This is a genomic window from Ensifer sp. CCNWLY38 (assembly GCF_037120565.1).
Lineage (GTDB): Bacteria > Pseudomonadota > Alphaproteobacteria > Rhizobiales > Rhizobiaceae > Ensifer > Ensifer adhaerens_H.
Genome location: NZ_JBBBBO010000003.1, coordinates 366,768 through 385,135, shown reverse-complemented (window position 1 = coordinate 385,135; position 18,368 = coordinate 366,768). Strand labels below are relative to the sequence as shown.

The 18,368-nt window shown below is 64.2% G+C and carries 17 protein-coding genes; 5 read left to right on the top strand and 12 right to left on the bottom strand.

Translation table 11 applies throughout. The features are described 5' to 3' along the window. Nucleotides 1–3 precede the first annotated feature (3 nt). Nucleotides 4–1,209, bottom strand: a complete 1,206-nt coding sequence (locus tag V7S54_RS08870; RefSeq protein ID WP_336408278.1) for a diaminopropionate ammonia-lyase — start codon at nucleotides 1,207–1,209, stop codon at nucleotides 4–6. Nucleotides 1,210–1,368: 159 nt separating this feature from the next. On the opposite strand from V7S54_RS08870, the gene V7S54_RS08865 reads away from it, so the two are divergent. Continuing rightward, complete coding sequence (locus V7S54_RS08865; protein ID WP_336408277.1) at nucleotides 1,369–1,851, top strand: Lrp/AsnC family transcriptional regulator; 483 nt, start codon at nucleotides 1,369–1,371, stop codon at nucleotides 1,849–1,851. 42 nt (nucleotides 1,852–1,893) lie between these two features. Here V7S54_RS08865 and V7S54_RS08860 read toward each other — a convergent pair whose 3' ends face one another. Beyond that, nucleotides 1,894–2,703: an anti-sigma factor family protein gene (locus tag V7S54_RS08860; protein WP_336408276.1), complete on the bottom strand. Its 810-nt coding sequence runs from the start codon at nucleotides 2,701–2,703 to the stop codon at nucleotides 1,894–1,896. Then, a complete protein-coding gene (locus tag V7S54_RS08855) occupies nucleotides 2,700–3,242 on the bottom strand; it encodes an RNA polymerase sigma factor (protein WP_336408275.1) in 543 nt (180 codons plus the stop codon). The genes V7S54_RS08860 and V7S54_RS08855 overlap by 4 nt, the downstream gene beginning before the upstream one ends. Before the next feature lie 158 nt (nucleotides 3,243–3,400). On the opposite strand from V7S54_RS08855, the gene V7S54_RS08850 reads away from it, so the two are divergent. Then, nucleotides 3,401–4,792, top strand: a complete 1,392-nt coding sequence (locus tag V7S54_RS08850; RefSeq protein WP_336408274.1) for a S8 family serine peptidase — start codon at nucleotides 3,401–3,403, stop codon at nucleotides 4,790–4,792. A 97-nt stretch (nucleotides 4,793–4,889) separates the two neighbouring features. Here V7S54_RS08850 and V7S54_RS08845 read toward each other — a convergent pair whose 3' ends face one another. Both V7S54_RS08845 and V7S54_RS08840 read right to left on the bottom strand, forming a co-directional pair. Continuing rightward, nucleotides 4,890–6,062: a glycerate kinase family protein gene (locus V7S54_RS08845; protein WP_336408273.1), complete on the bottom strand. Its 1,173-nt coding sequence runs from the start codon at nucleotides 6,060–6,062 to the stop codon at nucleotides 4,890–4,892. 172 nt (nucleotides 6,063–6,234) lie between these two features. Further along, entirely contained in the window at nucleotides 6,235–7,713 is a 1,479-nt protein-coding gene (locus V7S54_RS08840; RefSeq protein WP_336408272.1) for an SLC13 family permease, read from the bottom strand. 245 nt (nucleotides 7,714–7,958) lie between these two features. Between V7S54_RS08840 and V7S54_RS08835 the strand changes: the two genes are divergently transcribed. Next, nucleotides 7,959–8,408, top strand: coding sequence for a pyridoxamine 5'-phosphate oxidase family protein (locus V7S54_RS08835; protein WP_336408271.1), 450 nt, complete (start codon nucleotides 7,959–7,961; stop codon nucleotides 8,406–8,408). 46 nt (nucleotides 8,409–8,454) lie between these two features. On the opposite strand, the gene V7S54_RS08830 is transcribed toward V7S54_RS08835, so the two are convergent. From V7S54_RS08830 to V7S54_RS08800, 7 genes are all read right to left on the bottom strand, one after another. Continuing rightward, nucleotides 8,455–9,291, bottom strand: coding sequence for a universal stress protein (locus tag V7S54_RS08830; RefSeq protein WP_336408270.1), 837 nt, complete (start codon nucleotides 9,289–9,291; stop codon nucleotides 8,455–8,457). 269 nt (nucleotides 9,292–9,560) lie between these two features. Then, the gene (locus V7S54_RS08825) at nucleotides 9,561–10,805 is read right to left on the bottom strand and encodes a Gfo/Idh/MocA family protein (protein WP_336408269.1); all 1,245 of its coding nucleotides are present in this window, start codon (nucleotides 10,803–10,805) and stop codon (nucleotides 9,561–9,563) included. Nucleotides 10,806–10,882: 77 nt separating this feature from the next. Continuing rightward, nucleotides 10,883–11,902 (bottom strand): LacI family DNA-binding transcriptional regulator, encoded by a 1,020-nt coding sequence (locus tag V7S54_RS08820; protein ID WP_336408268.1) that lies wholly within the window; start codon nucleotides 11,900–11,902, stop codon nucleotides 10,883–10,885. Beyond that, nucleotides 11,899–12,855 carry an ABC transporter permease gene (locus V7S54_RS08815; protein WP_336408267.1) on the bottom strand — a complete coding sequence of 319 codons (957 nt, stop codon included), beginning with the start codon at nucleotides 12,853–12,855 and terminating at the stop codon, nucleotides 11,899–11,901. Before V7S54_RS08815 ends, V7S54_RS08820 begins: the two co-directional genes overlap by 4 nt. Beyond that, nucleotides 12,852–13,844 carry an ABC transporter permease gene (locus V7S54_RS08810; protein ID WP_336408266.1) on the bottom strand — a complete coding sequence of 331 codons (993 nt, stop codon included), beginning with the start codon at nucleotides 13,842–13,844 and terminating at the stop codon, nucleotides 12,852–12,854. Before V7S54_RS08810 ends, V7S54_RS08815 begins: the two co-directional genes overlap by 4 nt. Then, the gene (locus V7S54_RS08805; protein WP_336408265.1) at nucleotides 13,844–15,349 is read right to left on the bottom strand and encodes a sugar ABC transporter ATP-binding protein; all 1,506 of its coding nucleotides are present in this window, start codon (nucleotides 15,347–15,349) and stop codon (nucleotides 13,844–13,846) included. Before V7S54_RS08805 ends, V7S54_RS08810 begins: the two co-directional genes overlap by 1 nt. Before the next feature lie 158 nt (nucleotides 15,350–15,507). Continuing rightward, nucleotides 15,508–16,533 (bottom strand): ABC transporter substrate-binding protein, encoded by a 1,026-nt coding sequence (locus V7S54_RS08800; protein ID WP_336408264.1) that lies wholly within the window; start codon nucleotides 16,531–16,533, stop codon nucleotides 15,508–15,510. Nucleotides 16,534–16,983: 450 nt separating this feature from the next. Here V7S54_RS08800 and V7S54_RS08795 point away from each other — a divergent pair, with 450 nt between their 5' ends. Beyond that, complete coding sequence (locus V7S54_RS08795) at nucleotides 16,984–17,802, top strand: DUF3100 domain-containing protein (protein ID WP_065373255.1); 819 nt, start codon at nucleotides 16,984–16,986, stop codon at nucleotides 17,800–17,802. A 14-nt stretch (nucleotides 17,803–17,816) separates the two neighbouring features. Continuing rightward, nucleotides 17,817–18,332, top strand: a complete 516-nt coding sequence (locus tag V7S54_RS08790) for a hypothetical protein (RefSeq protein ID WP_336408263.1) — start codon at nucleotides 17,817–17,819, stop codon at nucleotides 18,330–18,332. Nucleotides 18,333–18,368 lie beyond the last annotated feature (36 nt).

Below are 18,368 nucleotides of genomic sequence, written 5' to 3'. Positions count from 1 at the left end.
AGGTCACCCTCTTTCGTTCGGTTCGTTGGCGACAGCCTCGGGCGACAACCCGACCAGTGCGGCATAACGCTCCGGATCCGTGGCCCCCTCGGTATTGATGACGAAGACGCGCGACCGTGCGGTCAATCCGAGCGCTTCCCGCAACGCCGGATCACGGGAAACCGCCAGAAGTCCGGCCAGCCCGACGCCACCGCTCTCACCGGCGACGATCGCCGGGTCCCCGACCATGGGGCGCGCGAGCCGGTTCATGACCGAAACGGCGTCCTCTTCATTGACGGTCATGAAGGCATCGGCCACGCGGGACAGGATACGCCAGGCGACGAGCGACGGCTCGTAACATTCGAGCATCGCCATGATGGTCGGCTCGCCATGCGCCACCTTGACGGGATGCCCGGCCTTGGCGCTTTCATAAAGGCAGGCCGCCCGTGCGGGATCGACGACGACGAAACGCGGACGCTCCGCTCCATAGCGCAACGCCAGATGTCCTGCGGTAGCGGCGGCAATGCCGCCAACGCCCGCCTGCACGAAGACATGGGTCGGCGGCTCTTCCATCTGCCGCAACGCCTCGCTGAGCAGCGCGGTATAGCCCTGCATCACCAAGCCGGGAATGTACTCGTAGCCGGGCCAGGATGTGTCGGAAACCACCGTCCAGCCATTCTCGTCGCAGACCCGCGCCGCCTCGTGGACAGAATCGTCATAGGTGCCGGCCACCCGAACGATCTCGGCGCCATAGTGAGCGATCGCCTCGATGCGTTTTTCGCTGACGCCCGCATGCACGAAAATTACCGATCTCGCACCAACGTGCCGGGCGCCCATGGCGACGGAGCGGCCGTGATTGCCGTCGGTGGCGCAGCCGAATGTCATACCAGCGGCCACGGCCCGGACCTCGGGCTGGTCGAGGTCATCGAGATCGAGGCTGCGCCCGAGACGCCGTTCCGCCTCTTCGATCACCAGACGGATCACCGCATAGGAACCGCCGAGCGCCTTGAAGCTTGCGAGCCCCAGGCGATGGCCCTCGTCCTTGACGAAGATGCCGGCAACACCGAGCTCGCCCGCCAGGGCCGGCAAGGCGTGGAGCGGCGTTGGCCGATGATCGGCGCGCCGCGCCAGCTGCCGCTCGACATTTGCTGCGGCCGCGAGCGACAGCATGTCCGCATCCTCAGGCAGCAGGTGACGGCCAAAATCGGAATAGGTGTTGGCAAGGAACATGGTGCAATCTCCGTAGACCCACGAAAATCTATTTCATCGCAGGCGAGAAATGCGCTCTAAATAGCTACCACCAATGCAAGTTTGTAAAGCAGATCGGGTATGCCAACGCGTGGCGTTCCGCTCGCAACCGCTCCGAACGCAGGAACCGATAGGCACCGGATGGCCCCTTCGAAAAAACCAAAGGTCGAACTGGATCGTTTCGACCTCGCGATCCTCGCCATTCTGCAGAAGGACAATACGACGCCGCAGCGCCAGATCGGCGAAGCGGTCAATCTATCCGCTCCGGCCGTCCAGCGGCGGATCAAGCGCATGGAGGAAACCGGCGTCATCCGCTCCAATGTCGCGCTGATCGACCCGGTCAGCGTCAACCAGGCGCTGACGATCCTGGTAGAGGTGGAGGTCGAGAGCGAGCAGATCGCCCTGCTCGACGCGGCGAAGGCGGCATTCACCGCCGCGCCCGAGGTGCAGCAATGCTACTACGTGACCGGCGATGTCGATTTCATGCTCGTCGTCATCGTGCCGACGATGGCCGACTATGAAGCCTTTACGCGGCGGATGTTCTTCGGCAACGCGAATATCAAGCGATTCCGCACCTTCGTGACGATGGATCCGGTCAAAGTCGGCCTGTCGGTGCCGATCTAGAGTGATGCCACGAACGGTCGCCGTTTAAATGGCGTAGTTCCACTACTTCGAGCCCGTGAGCGCCTTTTTCTCCGCTTCTGCATCCAGCGGCTGTCCTGCGCCGATCGATGTCAGAAAGGCGTCGACGGTTTCGAGCGACGAGGCGGGCGCGTACCCGTCTCCGCCTTCGGGCTTGGCGACGGTCAGCCGCGTCTGCCAGGTCGACGCCTTCCGGCAGGCCACCGAGACGAGCCCGGGTTCACCCGGCCGTGCCAACTCGTATTCGCGGCAGAGCTGGCCGGTGGCGAGTTCGAAAGCCGACACCAGCCGAACCGTCCCCTGCCCTTCGCCGATCGCGATTTCTTCTCCTGAAGCAGCCTGGTCGAGGATGGCAGAGAGCCTTGGATCAACAGAGCCGGCCATACGCACCTCACCGGTATCCGCCAACCCGCCGCCGCGAAGCAGATAGCCACCGGCACCGCCGACGACAACGAGCAGCGAAGCCGCCATCGCCATCAGGAGCCTTGAGACACTGCTCTGCGGCGGTGTCGCCTGATCTGCCCGCCGACGAAACGCCACGATGTTCTCGACAGTGGCTGCCGGCGCGTCCGGGGTGCGCTGTGTAACGTTCGCGGCGGCCGCAGCGGTAGCCATGGCCCGCACCTTGCTCACGAGTTCATCCGGCACCGGCTCGGCGAGCACCGGTTTCAGCGCCTCGCTCGCGGCCGCCCGCGTCTCCATGAACATGGCGATGCGTGCCATCAGCTCGTCGTCGATCTCGAGCGCCGCTTCGACACGACGCGTCGTCTCCTCGTCGAGCTCGCCGTCGGCGAACGCCATCAAGATTTCGTCGGTGAATTCCGTGTCGCTCATCTCGTCCCGCCTCTGTTATCCTGTGAACGCGCGACCGGCGGTTCTATTCCCGTTGCCTCGGCGAGATTTTTGCGCGCCCGGGCAAGCCTGCTCATAACAGTGCCAATGGGGATGCCAAGCACCTCGGCCGCCTCCTTATAGGAAAGCTCCTCGACGCAGGTGAGGATCAGCACCTCCCGCTGTTCGAGCACCAGGCCGTCGATCGCGGCCGCCACGCTTTTCAGCGCCAAACGCGCTTCCGCCCCGGCTTCGCCGGAGGGGACGGTGAGCTCCGCCTGCGCATCGATCTCTTCCGTCGGCCCGGCGGTCTTCTGACGGCGGAGCTGGTCGATCCAGAGGTTGCGCAGGATACGGAACATCCAGGCATCGAAGCGCGTGCCCTCCTCGAACCGTTCGGAGCCTGCAAGCGCCTTTTCGCAAGCCGCCTGCACAAGATCGTCGGCGACATCCCGCGAGCGGCAGAGCGAAATCGCAAAACGGCGCAAGTTCGGCAGGAACGCGACGAGGCGCTCGCCGAAGGCGATGGTCGGATCCGTCATGGGGCGTTCCTCGCGGTGCCGCGCGGTGCCCATGGGGGAATAATTTGTCCGTTCATCCGTTGAGCGATATGGGAAACACACGCGAAAGTCATCACCGAGAACCGCTTCGTTCACGGTAAGCTGTCGTCTTCGGACGCTGTAGACGCGAGGAGAGAGCCTTGAAAAGACGCCTATTTCGATTGACCGCCCTGTCGCTGTGCGGCCTGGCAACGGGCGCCGGCGATCTTTCATATGTGGGCAGCAACGGCAATGCCGCCACGCGATTTATCTGGGTCGGCCAAGCCCACGCGGACGACGATGGGGGCGGCGATGACGACGATGGGGGCGGTGGCGGATCGTCCCGCAGTTCCAGCGACCGCGGCTCCGGCGGCGCCTGGCGCGGTGGCGGCAACCTGCTGGACCTCTTCCGCCGGGCACCGGAAAAGCGCGTCGAGCGCCGCCGGCCGCCTGCCCGTCACCCGACCCATACACCGGGCGAAATCATCGCCCTCGGCCTGAACGAGGTTGCGGTTCAACGTCTCGTCACGAGTGGTTTTACGCTGCGTGCGCGCGAGCCGCTAACTCTGTCTGCCAGCGAAATCGTCAAGCTCGGCGTGCCCAAGGACATGACACTTGAGGACGCGCGTCGCCAGGTCGCCGACGCTTCTCCGGGCGCGATCGCCGATCTCAACCATTATTTCGAGCCGAACGAGAGCGCCGCGACGCCCGCCCCCTGTGCCGACGGTGGCTGCGCCCTCGTCCGCAGCGCCATCGGCTGGCCGGATGTCGACGCGGCTTGCACGGCCGCCGGCCCGATCGGGCTCATCGATACGGCAGTCAATCCTGCGCATCCCTCGCTCAAGGACGTCAGGCTCGACATCGTCAGACTGGCAGAGAACGAAGCACCGGAGTCCGGTCGCCAGCACGGAACCGCAGTCGCCGCGCTTATCGCCGGCCGTCGCGACAGCCGCGCACCGGGGTTGCTCAGCAATGCGCATCTGATTGCCGTCGATGCTTTCCAGCGCAAAGGGGGCGAAACCGACATCGCCGAGACCTACGATCTGGTGCGCGCCATCGATCTGCTTGCGGCGCGCAATGTCGCCGTCATCAACATGAGCCTCTCCGGTCCGCACAACCTGCTGCTCGAAAACACCGTCGCCCTCGTCGCCGGAAAGAACATCATCCAGGTGGCGGCGGCCGGCAATGACGGCCCGCGGGCAAAACCCGTCTATCCGGCAGCCTATCCAGCGATGATCGCCGTCACCGCCGTCGACCGCAACTTCAGGCCCTACCGTCGGGCCGGCCGGGGCGACCATATCGATGTCGCCGCACTCGGCACCGGTGTCTGGACGGCTGCTTCGATCGAGGGCGCGGCACCCCGAACCGGCACGTCCTTCGCTGCGCCCTTCGTCACCGCCGCCGTCGCGATCCTCAGAGCATCGCATCCTTCGCTATCGGCCGAAGAGATCGCGAGACTCGTCACGGAGACGACGCAGGACCTCGGCGCGCCCGGCAAGGACCCGGTCTTCGGCTGGGGCGTGCTGAATGCCCGTGAGCTTTGCCGTTCGTAATCGTGAGCGCTTTGACCGGCCCCAAATCGACGCGGATGCGACCGCTCAGACGGGGCGCAGCGGTTGAGCCGCTGCGCCCCCACTCGTGCCCCCGTGATCAGGCCGCAAGGCCGCGATCGTTCAAGAGCATACCGACGCGCACCATGCGCACGGCATCCTCCGCCGCGCGCACCAGCAGTTTCGGCGCCGCGTTGATCGCATCGTCCAGGCTGCAGGGCGCCTTCAGGATTGACGCGAAGGCGTCGATGCCATGATCGAAATTGAGGGTAACGCCCTTGCCGATCGTGCCGGCGAGCGCGATGACGGGGCGGCCCGCCGCCTTCGCCCTGTGCCCCACCTCTGCCGGCACCTTGCCGAACGGCGTCTGCCCGTCGAGGCTGCCTTCGGCGGTGATCACCAGATCGGCCCTGGCGATCACGGTATCGAGGTCGAGGTAGCGCATGACTATGTCGTATCGCGGATGCAGCGTGCCGCCGAGCAGCCCTATGATCGCCGCACCGAGACCGCCGGACGCTCCGGCGCCGGGCGCGGCGCCGACCGCCACTCCGGTGGTCACGTGGATGGCGGCGGCGTAGGTTTCCATCGCCTCGGCCAGAAGCTCCACCTGCTCCGGCGTTGCTCCCTTCTGCGGTCCGAAGACACGGGCGACACCGCGCGCTCCGAGAAGCACATTGTGCCAATTGACCGCCGCATCGATACGGACGTCTACGAGGCGCGGGTCGCGACCCGAGAGATCGATATCAGCCAGCGATGCGAGCGCCGCGCCGCCGGGCGCCAGAGGCTTTCCCTCCCGATCGAGCAGTTTTACCCCGAGCGCCTCGGCCATGCCGGCTCCGCCGTCGTTGATGCCGCTGTCGCCGCAGCCGAGCAGGATTCGGCGGGCGCCGGCATCGAGCGCTGCCCGGATCAGTTCGCCGACGCCGTAGCTCGTAGTGATGCAGGGATTGCGGCGGTCACGCGGCACCAGCCGCAGCCCGGCGGCGGCCGCCATCTCGATGACGGCGGTGCGTTCGCCCTTTCCGCCGAGAAAACCGAAATGGGAGGCGACCGGTTCGCCAAGCGGACCGGTCACGGTCACCTCGTGCAGACTGCCACCGGTGATCGCGACGAGCGCCTTGGTGAACCCTTCGCCACCGTCGACCATCGGCATCTTGATGACCTCGGCGTTCGGGCAGGCGCGCAGCACGCCCTTCTCGATGCAATCGGCGGCTTCCTCCGCCGACAGACTTTCCTTGAAACCGGACGGTGCAACCAGAATGGTAAGCGTCATGTGACAATCTCCTTGCACTTTTGTGACAACGCGGATGCAAGGGAGGAACGGCGCCTCTCGGTGTTTATTCCGGGACGAAATGAGAAATCGGTCGCTTACGGAAAGAAAAATAAAGAGCCGGAACGGAAACCGCGCCGGCTCTGAAGAAAGTAACTATATCAATAGCTTGTGATCACGTTGCGAGACCCATCGTCGGCCAGATCACCAGGGCGAAGAGAGCGAGCAACGCGACGAACGGCAGAGCCAGCATCAATGCCAGGCGTAGCAGATCGGAAGGGCCGAAAGCGGGTGGCTCCATGCCGCCGAAGAGCGCGACGGGCTTGGCCGAAACCATCAGCGTCTGGCAGAAGCCACTACCGATGGTTGCTGCCATGATGAGGCTGGCGGGGTTGACGCCGAAGCCGGCCAGCGGCAGCGCGACCGCTGGAATGAGCACCGTCGCCCGCGCCGTTCGCGAGGCAATGACGATATGGGCGAAGGTCGCCACCGCAATGGTGAGAAGCACGACCAGCCACGCCGGCGGCTTACCGATCTGGCTGAAGGCGCCGACCAGGCGGTCGGCGAGCAGCGTCGCCGTTCCGGTGCTGAGCAGCGCTTCGCCGATGACGAGAGTTCCCGCGAGGAAGAGAAGAAGGTTCCACTCCACGCCCTTCAGCGCCTTGCGGAACGGCATGCCGGAAACCTTTTCCGACGCCAGGACCAGAGCCCCAACGAGGGCGACGACCGGCAGCGCAATGCCGTGCAGGTCCGAGGTCGCGAGCGCGGCGACGATGGCCATGGTCACGGCGAGGATCGCCTTGTCTCGTACCGAAAAAGGGCGCTTCTCCGGCGACGCGTCCGGGGCATCGAGGCGCCTGCGACGATCCGTTTCGTCCAGGAAAAAGCGCAGGATCAGGCCACAGGCAATCAGGCTTGTCAGAAGCGCGAAGGGTGCCGCCAGAAGTGCCCAGCCTAGAAAGCCCGGCGCTTCGCCGCCGCTGCGGCGAATGAAATCGGCCGCGACGAGATGCGCGCCGGCGCCCGTCAGCGATGCTGCCGCCGAAAGCAGGATCACTGAAGGGAACAACAGAGCCAGCGCCCGCGTGACACCTGGGCGGCCAATGGTTGAAGCGAGCCCGAGAAAGACGGGCATGAAGATCGCCGCCCGCGCCGAGGTCGAGGGAATGACGAAGGCAGTCGCAAAGACCGTGAGCGTCACCACCCAGAACAGCCTGTTCACATCGCGGAACCGGGCGAGCAGCCGGAAAGCCAGCCGCTCAACGAGGCCCGATGCCTGGAGCACCGCTGCAATCACCGATGCCGCCAGCATCAACCAGACGATATCATTGCCGAGCGCGCCATAGACCGCCTCCTCATCCACGGCACCCGTGACGGCAAGTGCCGCCACCCCGGCAAGCGCGACCGGTGTCTCCGGCAGGTCGAAGACTGTCCAGCAGACGAGCGTCGTCGCAAACACCATGAGCGCCAATCGCATCGAAAGCGCCAGTCCGTCAGCGGCAAGAAAGATCAGTACGGCCGCGAACGCCACGAGCATTGCCCCGACAAGCAAGCGCACCTGGCTCACGGGCATATGGCCGTCGATGCGATCCGTTCCCGCGACTGTCGTGATGACGAGGTCTTTTTCCGAAGCGATCACCGCGCTGGCGGTCATGGCTGCGCTCCCTTGCTGGCACCGCGCTTGCGCGCAGCAACCGCGCTGCACGAAAGTCGGCTGAATTTCGTGGGAGGGAAAACGGAGCGCGACAGGATTTATTCCCGTGCGGAGGGATTTTCTCGCCGGCCGTGCCTAGGCGGCGGACGCAGCCGAAATCGACGAGACTTGAGCGAGATCAATGCCAGGATACCTGGTCGGTGGAGACTGACGGTTGGACGATCTCTTTAGAAGAGGAGAGCCTCATGTTGATCAGAGAAATGACGCGACAGGAATGTCTCGACCTTGTCGCTGAGAACCATATCGCCCGGCTCGGCTGCACCCGTGATGGCCAGCCCTATATCGTTCCCATCCAATATGCTTTGGCCGCCAACCGGCTCTACAGCTTTTCGATGCCCGGGCAGAAGATAGACTGGATGCGCGCCAATCCGCGTGTCTGCGTACAGGTCGACACGGCAACGGACCGGCAGAATTGGCGAAGCGTCGTCATCCACGGCCGCTACCAGGAACTGCCGGACACCAAGCAATGGCACCGCGAGCGCATGAATGCCTGGTCGCTTCTCGAACAGCGCATCAACTGGTGGGAACCGGGCGGCCTGAAGCTCGGTGAACAGCCGGTTGCAGGCGCATCGCCGCATCTCTTTTTCGAAATCGAGATCGACGATGTGACCGGACGTGCCGCCTCTGCCGGCTAACGATTGTCGGCGCGCAGGCAAATGCTGCGCGCCGTTCCGCTGCCGGTCAATGCGCCATGAGCACGGGGACCACGGCGTTTTCGAGCATCGAACGGGTAACGCCGCCAAAGACGCGTTCACGCATCCTGGAGTGCCCATAGGCACCCATGACGATCAGGTCGGCCGCAACATCCGACGCAAACCGATTGATCACGTCGTCAACCGGATGTCCGCCGCTCGGCAGTCTCTCGACGGAGACGGAAACGCCGTGCCGCGCGAGATAGCCGGCGATATCGGCGCCCGGTTCCTCACCGTTCTTGCCATAGGCGGAACGGGGGTCGACCATCGTGACGTAGACGGTCTCGGCTCCGATCAGCAGATCGAGCGCTTCACGCACCGCGCGCGCGGCTTCCAGCCTGGAGTTCCAGGCGAGTACCACGGTCTTCGGATCAAGCCGCACGGTCTTGCCCCTGGGCATGATGAGGACTGGGCGCGCGGAGCTGAACAACGTCCCGTCGATGGTGCGGGAGCGCAGTTCCGGGTCCAGCATCAGGCCATCGCCGACCAGCGTCAGGTCGGCGTAACGCGCACGCTCGCCGATCTCGTCATCGGCCCAGGCGACCTCGGTATATTTCGTCTCGACGCCGAACGAGATGCCTTCCTTGGTGAGAACATCAACAGCTCTTTCCGCACAGGATTCGAGTTTGTCGACGTCACGCTGCCGCTCGTTCAGCCAATCAATGGAGATGGCGGCGGCATAATCGCCGATCGGCGGTGAGGCGGCGAGCTTGACGATCAACAGGGAGAGGTGGGCGTTTGCGGAAGCACAGACCTGTGCTGCCGAACGCAGATGCTCCACGGAATGATCGACACCAACGACGGCGAGAATGGTCTTGTATGTCATCGGGTTTTCTCCTGGCGACCAGATTTAGGGTCTGGATCAGCGTAGGTAGAAGCCCGTGCGGCGGCATTGATCCCCGTCAACAAAGATCGCGGACATGGGCGTATAATTCCGAAAGAGTTTTGCCCTCTCGCAGCCGCAGTCTTTCGCGGCGGCGAGAACAGGTGGGATGGGCGCATAGCGCCGCCGATGAACTGCACGACCCAGAACGTGGCCCCGTCGACTCGACACCTCTACGTTTGGTGATGGAGTTCGGGGAGGAATGGCGGTCGTCAGGCACTCCGGCGCGCGACGACCGGCACGTAATGCTCGAGCTCCGGTGCCGGGAACTTGAGCGTCGCGTTGATTTCCGCCGAGCGGTAGAGGCCCATCAGCATCTCGACGACGGCGAGCCCGTCCTCGAAGGTTTCGAGCGGCTTCTCGCCCTTGCGGAAGCACTCGACCATGTGGCGGTTCTCATCGGTATAGCCATAGACACCGGCTTCGTCCTCGAGCACCGGCATCAGACCCTGCTCGGCGTTCTGCTTCTCGACAAGATCCTCGCCTTCGGAGCCCTTCACCTCGCGCGACATGAAGATCTTCAGGCCCGTGCTCAGCGAATTGTATTCGAGCGCATATTCCGGCCCGAGCAGTTCAAGCTGGATGCGCAGCCCGGCGCCGACATAGGCCCAGGAGGTGGTCGCCTCGATCATCAGTTCATTATCGTCCTGGTCTTCGAGCGTCACCGTGGCGCGGGCAAAATCTTCCGACGGCCGGTTGCGGTAGTCCACTTCGTTGCCGAAGCGCTTGCGCAATTGTTCGGCATAATTGGGTCGCGTCCATTTGAGGTTGGCGACGGTGCCGTTGACAGCCTTGATTTTCAGTGAGTTGCGCGGTGCGCCGGGCGCCGTGAGCAAGTAGCGCGCCACCTCGACGCTGTGGCACATCATGTCCGAGAGCACGCCGCCGCCCTGCTTGTCACCCTGCCAGAACCAAGGCTCGTGCGGGCCGGAATGTTCCTCCGCGGCGCGCGCCAGATAGGGGCGACCGGTGGTCGAGGCGGCGCGCCGCCAGATGATCTCCTTGCCGCGCAGCACCGGCGTGCAGAACACCTGGTTTTCAAGATAGCCGTGGTTGAGGTCGGCGTCCTCGGCAAGCGACAGCATCTCGCGCGCCTCGGCAACGGTGCGGGCAAGCGGCTTCTCGCAGGCGACGGCAAACACCGTGCTGCGGCCATCCTTGACCGCCTTGTGCAGCGTACGCATGACGTCGAGGCGGGTGTAATTGGGCGAGAGTATCCAGATCGCGTCAACATCATCGGCGGTCAGCAGCGCCTCCAGGCTCCCATGGGTGCGGCAGGTGCCAAGACCAAGTGCGGCGACCTCCTTCGCGAATTTCTCCCGGTTTTCGGGCTTGCGGCTGAAGACGCCGGTGACCTCGACATTGCGCACACCGATCATCGATTTCAGATGGAAATGGGCGATGAAGCCCGATCCGACGAAACCCACGCGCAGCGTCTGCTTTGGTAGCTGTGTCATTCTGTTCTCCCGGTTTGTCGATTTTCTTAAGTTGGAGGGGCGGAATACCGCCCTCACTTTTCCTCATCCCGCTCTGGTCATTTCTTCGGCGGCGCGGTGCTGCCGCGAATGTTGAGCGCGGTCGGCAGCACGACGGCCGGTGCAGAGGCGTCGTCGTCGCCGGAAAGAATGTTCAGAAGCAGCGACATCGCCGTGCGGCCGATATCGGCGCGTGGCTGGCTGACGGTCGTCAGCGGCGGATAGAAAGCCTTGCTCAGATAAAGATCGTCGAAGCCGACGACCGAAACATCGCCCGGAACATCGAGCCCGAGCCGCCTAAGCGCATGGATCGCGCCATAGGCCATCTCGTCGTTGGCGACAAAGATCGCGCTCGGCGGCTCCGCCAGATCGAAGAGCGCGGTCGCACAGGCCTCTCCGCTTTCGAGCAGGTAGTCGCCGCGCACCTCGTAACCCTCAGGGATCGGCAGACCGGCGGCGGCCATCGCGGCACGGTAACCGTCACGCCGGTGCATCGCCATCACCTCCGGCAATGGGCCGGCGATATGGGCGATGCGGCGATGCCCGAGTGCAATCAAATGCTCAACCGCCGAACGCGCCGCGGCAGAGTTGTCGATCTGCACATGCGGAAAGCCCGCGGTTTCGATCATTTCGAGCGCCACGACGATGGGAAGGTGAGAAACCGCGGCGCTTTCGCCCGGCTGCGGCTCCGGCAGCTTGCCGGTCATCAGGATCATGCCGTCGGCATGGCCATCGCGCAGCATGTTGAAGTATTCGACCTCGCGATCCGGATCATTCTCGGTATTGCCCATGAGAACCGCGTAGCCGGCCGCCCGAGCGGTCGCCTCCACGCCCTTGAGGATCTCGAGATAGAAGGGGTTGCCGACATCGCGCACGACGAGCAGCACCGACATCGACCGGCGTGTCCTCAGGTTTCTTGCGCTGACGTTCGGCCGGTAGTTCAACTCACGCGCAAGCTCGTGGATGCGCTTGCGCGTCTCGTCGGTCACCAGGCTGGAGCCGCTCAGCGCCCGCGAAACGGTGGCGACCGAGACTCCGGCCCTCTCCGCAATGTCCTTGATTTTCGGCCGCTCGCTCATGCCCGCATCGCCCGCCCACGGCCGTAGAACAACATGAGCAGCAGCAGCGTCACGCCGAACACCATCTGGCGACCGGACTCGTCTATGTTGACCGTCGTCAGGATGCCCTGGAGGATAACGAGCAGCAGGGCGCCCGCCATGGTGCCGGTGTAGCCGCCCTTGCCGCCGGCAAGCGATGTGCCGCCGAAGACCACCGCGATGATCGAGGAGAGCATGTACTGCTCGCCGACATTGGCGAAGGACGAACCGGAATAGCCGAGTAGGCAAAGCCCGGCGATCGCCGCAAACATGCCCGATATCATGAACAGACCGACGCGCATGAGGCGGACCGGGACGCCGGCCATGTAGGCCGCATGTTCGTTCGCGCCAATCGCATAGATCCGGTGGCCGAAGACGGTGCGGTGGAGCATGAAGGCCATGAACAGGCCGATCGCGATCCAGAGCCAGATGATACCGGGAATGCCGAGCGTCAAGGGTTGGGTGACGAAAGCGGATAGCGCAGGGGCCGCTCGGCCCGACGGGATGCCCTGACGGATGACGACGAGCAGGCCCTGCAGCACGCCGAGCATGCCAAGCGTCATCACCAGCGGCGGGATACGAAGGAGCGTGACACCGAGACCGTTCAACAGCCCGAAGAAGGCGCCCGCCGCTAGGCAGGCCAGCACCGCCGGCAGGATGCCGCCATCGGCGCCGTTCATGACGTTGCCGGCGATGATCGCCGACAAGGAGACGATACCGCCGACGGAGAGGTCGATGCCCTCGCGGCCACCGAGAATGACGACGTTCTGGCCGGCGGCGACGATGCCGAGCAGCGAGGCGACGATCAGGAGACGCAGGATCTGGTCGGCCGAGGCGAAGCCGGGCGAAAGGCTTTGACCGAGATAAAGCAGCGCGACGATGAGGATCAGCGCAACGACCAATGGCTGTTTGAAGAAGGTGGTAACCGCAGTCATGCGCGTGCCCTCCGGCCGGCAAGCACGCCGGCCATCAACACCAGGAGAATGGCAAGGCCCTGGACGAAGTTCTGCCATTCCGAAGGCGTGCCCATGAAGAAGACCAGCGAGTTGACGAGGCCGATCGTCAGAGCGCCGAGCAGCGAACCAACCACCGTCGTCCAGCCGCCGGCGAGCGCACTGCCGCCGAGCACGACCGCCGCGACGCTGTAGAGCGTCATCTTGCTGCCGACGAGCGGATCGCCGCTGGCCGTATCGCCGGTCAGGCAGAAGGCCGCGAGCGCCGAGAAGAGGCCGCAGAGCAGGTAGCCCCTGATACGGACCGCCACGACCGGCAGCCCCGTCTGATAGGCGGCCTGCTGGTCATCGCCGACGGCCAGCAGTTCGGTCACGATACGGGTGCGCGACAGGAGATAGAGCAGCACGGCGAGAGCCGCGAGCACGTAGAAGACGAAAGGCAGGCCGAGCAGGCGTCCGCCATAGGTGCGCCAGAAGAGCGCCGGCGCCGGCGTACCGGCGACGGGCATGATGTAGAGCGCCAGGCCGGTGAAGAAGATGCTGGTGGCGAAGGTGGCGACGATCGCCTGCAGTCGAAGGGCTGCGACGACAAGGCCGTTGACCAGGCCGCAGGCAAGGCCGATCAGCACCCCGAGCGCCAGCGCGAGCAGCACCGCACCGGCACCGCCGCCCCAGCGCTCCATCAAAACGACGATCGCCACGTTGACCAGCGACAGCGTCGCCCCGGCCGAGAGGTCGATGTCTCCGGCGGACACCACATAGGTTTGGGCGATCGCCAGCATGATCAGCGCCATATAGGTGCTGAGCAATCCGGTCAGCGATCGGAAGCTCAGGCTGTTGGGCGAAAAGATGCCGTTGAGGGCCAGCAAGGCGACGAGGATGACCAGTGCCGGCAGGAAGGGGTAGCGCTCCAGCCAGGACCGCAGGCCACCCGCCCCGGAAGTTCGCATGTCGGTCGTTGTCGATGTCATCACGCGGCCTCGTATGCAGCCTGGTAGAGATTGTAGCGGGTGCGATCGTCGCCGGTCAGTTCGCGCGTCACCGAGCCGCCGTTGAAGACGAGGATCCGGTTGGCATTGCCAAGCAGCTCGGCGTCCTCGGACGAATAGAGCAGGATGCCGAGGCCATCGGCCGCAAGCTGCCGGATCAGCGCGAACAGATCGGCCTTGGCCGAGAGGTCGATGCCCTTGGTCGGATCGTCGAGCAGCAGCACGTCGGGTCGGTCGATCAGCCAGCGGGCGATGATCACCTTCTGCTGGTTGCCGCCGGAAAGCGAATTGATCGGATGGAAGAGGCTCGCAAATTTCGTGTGCATTGCCGCGAGCGCCGGCATCGCCTTGTTTTTCAGGCTTGAGGGCCGCGCAATCATCAGCCGGTCGCGGAGATAGTGGATCGGTGTGACGTTCTCGATGATCGGGCGGCCGCTGATGACGCCGTCACGGCCGCGGTCGCCGGAGACATAGGCGCAGCCGCGCCGGATGGCGTCGCGCGGGCTTTTGGCGTCGTAACGTTCGCCGCCGATTGTGAGCTCACCGGACGTGGTCGCACTCGCACCGAAGATCGCCCGGAGCAGGGCAGATTGACCCTGACCATGCAGACCGCCGAGGCCGAGGATTTCGCCCTTTGCCACCTCGAAACTGACGTCGCGAAAGCCCTTGCCGGTGAGGTTCCGAACAGAAATTGCCGCCGTCGCCTGCGTTTCCACCACCGCCGGCGCCGAGGACCGCGCCGCCGGCATGTCGCTGGCGCCGCCGACCATTAGCCGGATCACCGTTCCCGGATCGGTATCGGAGAGCTTGAGCGTCTCGATGGTCTCGCCGTCACGGATGATCGTCACGCGATCGCCGATCGCGGTGATTTCGTCCATGCGGTGCGAGATGAAGATGATGCCGCGCCCTTGCGCCTTGAGGCCACGCAGGATTTCGAAGAAGCGATCGACCTGGGCGCGATCGAGCGCCGAGGTCGGCTCGTCGAAGATCAGGATCGGTGCTTCACTGGCGAGCGCCTTCATGATTTCGACCAGCTGCCGCTGGTCGGCCCTAAGATTGCCAACGAACGCCTCCGCGTGGAAGCCTTCGCCAGCGACCTCGGCGAACAGCGCGATGTAACGCGCCGCCCGCGCCTTCAACACCTGCCGGTCGATGAAGAGGCCGGCCTTCACCGGCAGGGCGGAGAGGCAGATGTTCTCTTCGACCGAACGATGGCTCGCCAGGCTGAGTTCCTGATAGAAGATGCCGATGCCGGCGGCGCGCGCGGCTTGCGGCCCGGAAATCGTCACGGGCTTGTCATTGATCAGGATCTGGCCGCCGTCGGGGCGCACGCTGCCGGCGATGATCTTGCAAAGCGTGCTCTTGCCGGAGCCGTTGGAGCCCATCAGCACATGCACCTCGCCGGCGGCGATTTCGAGATCGCCGCGGCGTAGCGCCAACGTTGCGCCGTAAGCCTTGCTCACGCCGTTCAGTCTCAGTTTCGACATCGGCTGTCGTCCACCAGTTTGGTTGCTTGCTGCACCACCTCAAGCCGCGCTTTGGCGGTTCCGCTGCAGCTGATTTCATGCCCGATACGACCCTTGGGGGCCGTCGGCGGCATTGGCCACCGGGCAACTCAGATGCGAGCTGCCCGGCGGATCAGAGCTTACTTGAACAACGCCGTCGCGTCGTCGATCGAAAGCGCATTGGTGTAGGAGTAGTAGCCCGGCTTGCCGTCGAGCTGCTTGGCGGCGTCCGCGAGGTTCTTCGAGTCGATGAACGGGATCGGCAGATACATGGCGTTCTTGTACTGCCCCGCCGTTGCCGGCTCCTTCAGTTCCTTGCCCTGCAGCATCAGCACCGCGACGTTGAGCGCGCTCGCCATGACGCCGGGCGGGTTGACGGTCGCGCCGGAGTTCAGCTTGTCCTTCACCCAGAGGTCGATGAAATCCTTGCGGATTTCGCCGGTGGCGGCGATCTGGCCGGTCTTGCCCGCATCCATGATCGACTTCCAGGCGCCGGCCGCCATGCCGTCTTGCACGACGACGCCGTTAATGTCGGGATAGGTCGCAAGGATGTTCTGCATCGCCTGCTGGCCTTGCGCCTGATCCCAGTTGGCGTTGACCTCGTTGACCACCTGAATATCCGGATAGTCCTTGAAGACGCTCTTATAACCGGCAACGCGCATTTCGTTGGCCGGATGGCCGGCGACGCCGTTGATGGCAACCACCTTGCCCTTGCCGCCGAGCGTATCGGCCAACCATTTGGCGCCGGCCGCACCCCAGGCGGTCTGATCGATGCCGACATAGGTCGCATCCGGCGAGGAAACCTCGGCGTCCGTCGCGATCACCAGGATGCCAGCTTCCTTCGCCTGGGCGAAGATCGGATCGAAGGCGGTCGGGCTGTTGGGGTTGATGATGATCGCGTTCACGCCCTCCGCGATGAAGTTGCGCACATGCGCAATCTGCCCGGGCACGTCGACATTGGCGCTCTGGACCGAGACTTCGACGTCGACGCCTTTTTCCTTCCACTTCGCCGCGGCCTCCTTGGCCTCGTCGATCATCTGCGTGCGCCATTCGCTGCCAACCCAGCCGTTGGACAGGCCAATCTTGAAGGTCTCGGCATTGGCGAAAGAAGCGGAAATGGCAATGGTAGCGACAGCGCCAAGCGCTGCGGCGATAAATTTCTTCATAAGATCCTCCCAAATCTTGCGAGACCTATGAAGCCAGAAAATGTAATCGATTTCAATGTGCATTTTCAGTGAACTTTGCGGGGGCTTTCAATTTCAACGGCGAATCGGGCACTGGAGTGATTGATAGCGGCAAGGGCCAAAAACCCGCCTCACCCGAAGTGGTGCGCGCGGTGGGCAATAGCGCTTGGCTCCCCCTTCCCGCTGTGCAACAGCTGGGGCAGAGGCGACGACGATTCGTCGAAACGCCAGCTGGAATGAAATGCAGGAATGAAGCCATGACATGAAGGCGCTGCGGGACTGATCCCGATTGCCGCCGGAGCGACGGTCAGCCCGTTGCTCGAATCGCAACACTTCGTTGCTTGCCGGCCGGCTAGCCGCAATTTGCCCTCACCCCCTACTGTCACATTTGGGCAAAGAACAACAACTGGCTCCCAACCAGAGGAGAACATCATGACCGGAAAAACCGGAGCCGCCTCGGGCGCGCTCTATCTGCACATCCTTGTGCTGGCGATCGTCATCGTCTCCGAGCTGATCGGCATTCAACGCCTTCCGATCGGCATCGGCACTGTCATCTTCCTGCCGATCCTCTACGCGTTTGCGCTCGGCATCATCGTCAATCCTGCCATTTTCAAGGCCAGCGCCAGGTTCCTGTCGCGCGATGCGGTCAAGCTGTCCGGCGCGATGATCACGGTCGCCATCATGCCGTTCATCGCCAAGTTCGGAACGACAGTCGGCCCGCAGATCTCCAAGATCATCGAGGCCGGCCCGGCGCTGGTGCTCCAGGAGCTCGGCAATCTCGGCACCATCCTCGTCGCCTTCCCGGTCGCGGTGTTCCTGCTCAAGATGGGCCGCGAGGCCGTCGGCGCCACCTATTCGATCGACCGTGAACCGAACCTCGCGCTGATCGCAGACAAGTACGGCCTCAACTCGCCGGAAGGTGCAGGCGCCATGGGCGTCTATGCCACCGGCACGCTGATCGGCACCTTCGTCTTTGCCATCATGCCACCGATCGTGCATGGCCTTGGCATCTTCGATGTGCGCGCGCTCGCCATGTCCTGCGGCGTCGGCTCCGGCTCGATGCTGGCGGCCTGCACCGGCGGCCTCGTCGCTGCCGTGCCCGACCAGAAGGACATCATTCTGGCGCTCGCCGCCGCCAGCAACATTCTGACCTATGCCACGGGCCTCTATGTCGGCATGTTCGTCGCGCTGCCCTTGACCGAGTGGCTCTACAACAAGGCTCGGCCGTCCGAGCGTCGCGCTCAAGCCTGATCGGGAGAGATATCATGGCCAACCAGACCAACACCTCCGCCAACTACGCCGACGATCTCCCGCTTGCCGCCGAAGACGAGCGCAAGATCGATGTCGTCGGCCATGCCGGCCTGCTGCTGATCGCCTGCGCCATCGGGCTTATCGCCAATTGGGTCGGCACCGGCACCTCGCCGCTGACGGCGCTGCCAGGCATGGCAACGCTCTATGCCGCCTGCATCGTCGGCCTGGCGCTTGCCCGCTTCGTGCCCTTCTACCTGCCAAGCGTCGCCTGGGTTTCGCTGATCGCGATCCTCATCACCATTCCCGGCGTGCCGGGTGCGGCCTGGGTCAGCGAGAAGGTCGAGCATCTGAACTTTCTGGCGCTGGCAACGCCGGCGCTTGCCTATGGCGGCCTTGCGCTAACCGCGAGCGAATTCGCCATCGCCCGCCGCTCCGGCTGGAAGATCGTTATCGTCGCGATCTGCGTGATGGTCGGAACTTACATGGGTTCGGTCGTCGTCGCCGATCTCTTCCTGCGCCTCGGCCAGTAACCGGACGCAACGTCACAAAGAAACAGGTCGGCCGCT

Bases quoted from the DNA above. Each gene is read 5' to 3' on its own strand.
- V7S54_RS08795 (WP_065373255.1), top strand. From the start codon at position 16,984: ATGACCGGAAAAACCGGAGCCGCCTCGGGCGCGCTCTATCTGCACATC.
- V7S54_RS08855 (WP_336408275.1), bottom strand. From the start codon at position 3,242: ATGACGGATCCGACCATCGCCTTCGGCGAGCGCCTCGTCGCGTTCCTG.
- V7S54_RS08825 (WP_336408269.1), bottom strand. From the start codon at position 10,805: ATGACACAGCTACCAAAGCAGACGCTGCGCGTGGGTTTCGTCGGATCG.
- V7S54_RS08870 (WP_336408278.1), bottom strand. From the start codon at position 1,209: ATGTTCCTTGCCAACACCTATTCCGATTTTGGCCGTCACCTGCTGCCT.
- V7S54_RS08845 (WP_336408273.1), bottom strand. From the start codon at position 6,062: ATGACGCTTACCATTCTGGTTGCACCGTCCGGTTTCAAGGAAAGTCTG.
- V7S54_RS08860 (WP_336408276.1), bottom strand. From the start codon at position 2,703: ATGAGCGACACGGAATTCACCGACGAAATCTTGATGGCGTTCGCCGAC.
- V7S54_RS08810 (WP_336408266.1), bottom strand. From the start codon at position 13,844: ATGACATCGACAACGACCGACATGCGAACTTCCGGGGCGGGTGGCCTG.
- V7S54_RS08790 (WP_336408263.1), top strand. From the start codon at position 17,817: ATGGCCAACCAGACCAACACCTCCGCCAACTACGCCGACGATCTCCCG.
- V7S54_RS08865 (WP_336408277.1), top strand. From the start codon at position 1,369: ATGGCCCCTTCGAAAAAACCAAAGGTCGAACTGGATCGTTTCGACCTC.
- V7S54_RS08835 (WP_336408271.1), top strand. From the start codon at position 7,959: ATGTTGATCAGAGAAATGACGCGACAGGAATGTCTCGACCTTGTCGCT.
- V7S54_RS08805 (WP_336408265.1), bottom strand. From the start codon at position 15,349: ATGTCGAAACTGAGACTGAACGGCGTGAGCAAGGCTTACGGCGCAACG.
- V7S54_RS08800 (WP_336408264.1), bottom strand. From the start codon at position 16,533: ATGAAGAAATTTATCGCCGCAGCGCTTGGCGCTGTCGCTACCATTGCC.
- V7S54_RS08815 (WP_336408267.1), bottom strand. From the start codon at position 12,855: ATGACTGCGGTTACCACCTTCTTCAAACAGCCATTGGTCGTTGCGCTG.
- V7S54_RS08830 (WP_336408270.1), bottom strand. From the start codon at position 9,291: ATGACATACAAGACCATTCTCGCCGTCGTTGGTGTCGATCATTCCGTG.
- V7S54_RS08820 (WP_336408268.1), bottom strand. From the start codon at position 11,902: ATGAGCGAGCGGCCGAAAATCAAGGACATTGCGGAGAGGGCCGGAGTC.
- V7S54_RS08840 (WP_336408272.1), bottom strand. From the start codon at position 7,713: ATGACCGCCAGCGCGGTGATCGCTTCGGAAAAAGACCTCGTCATCACG.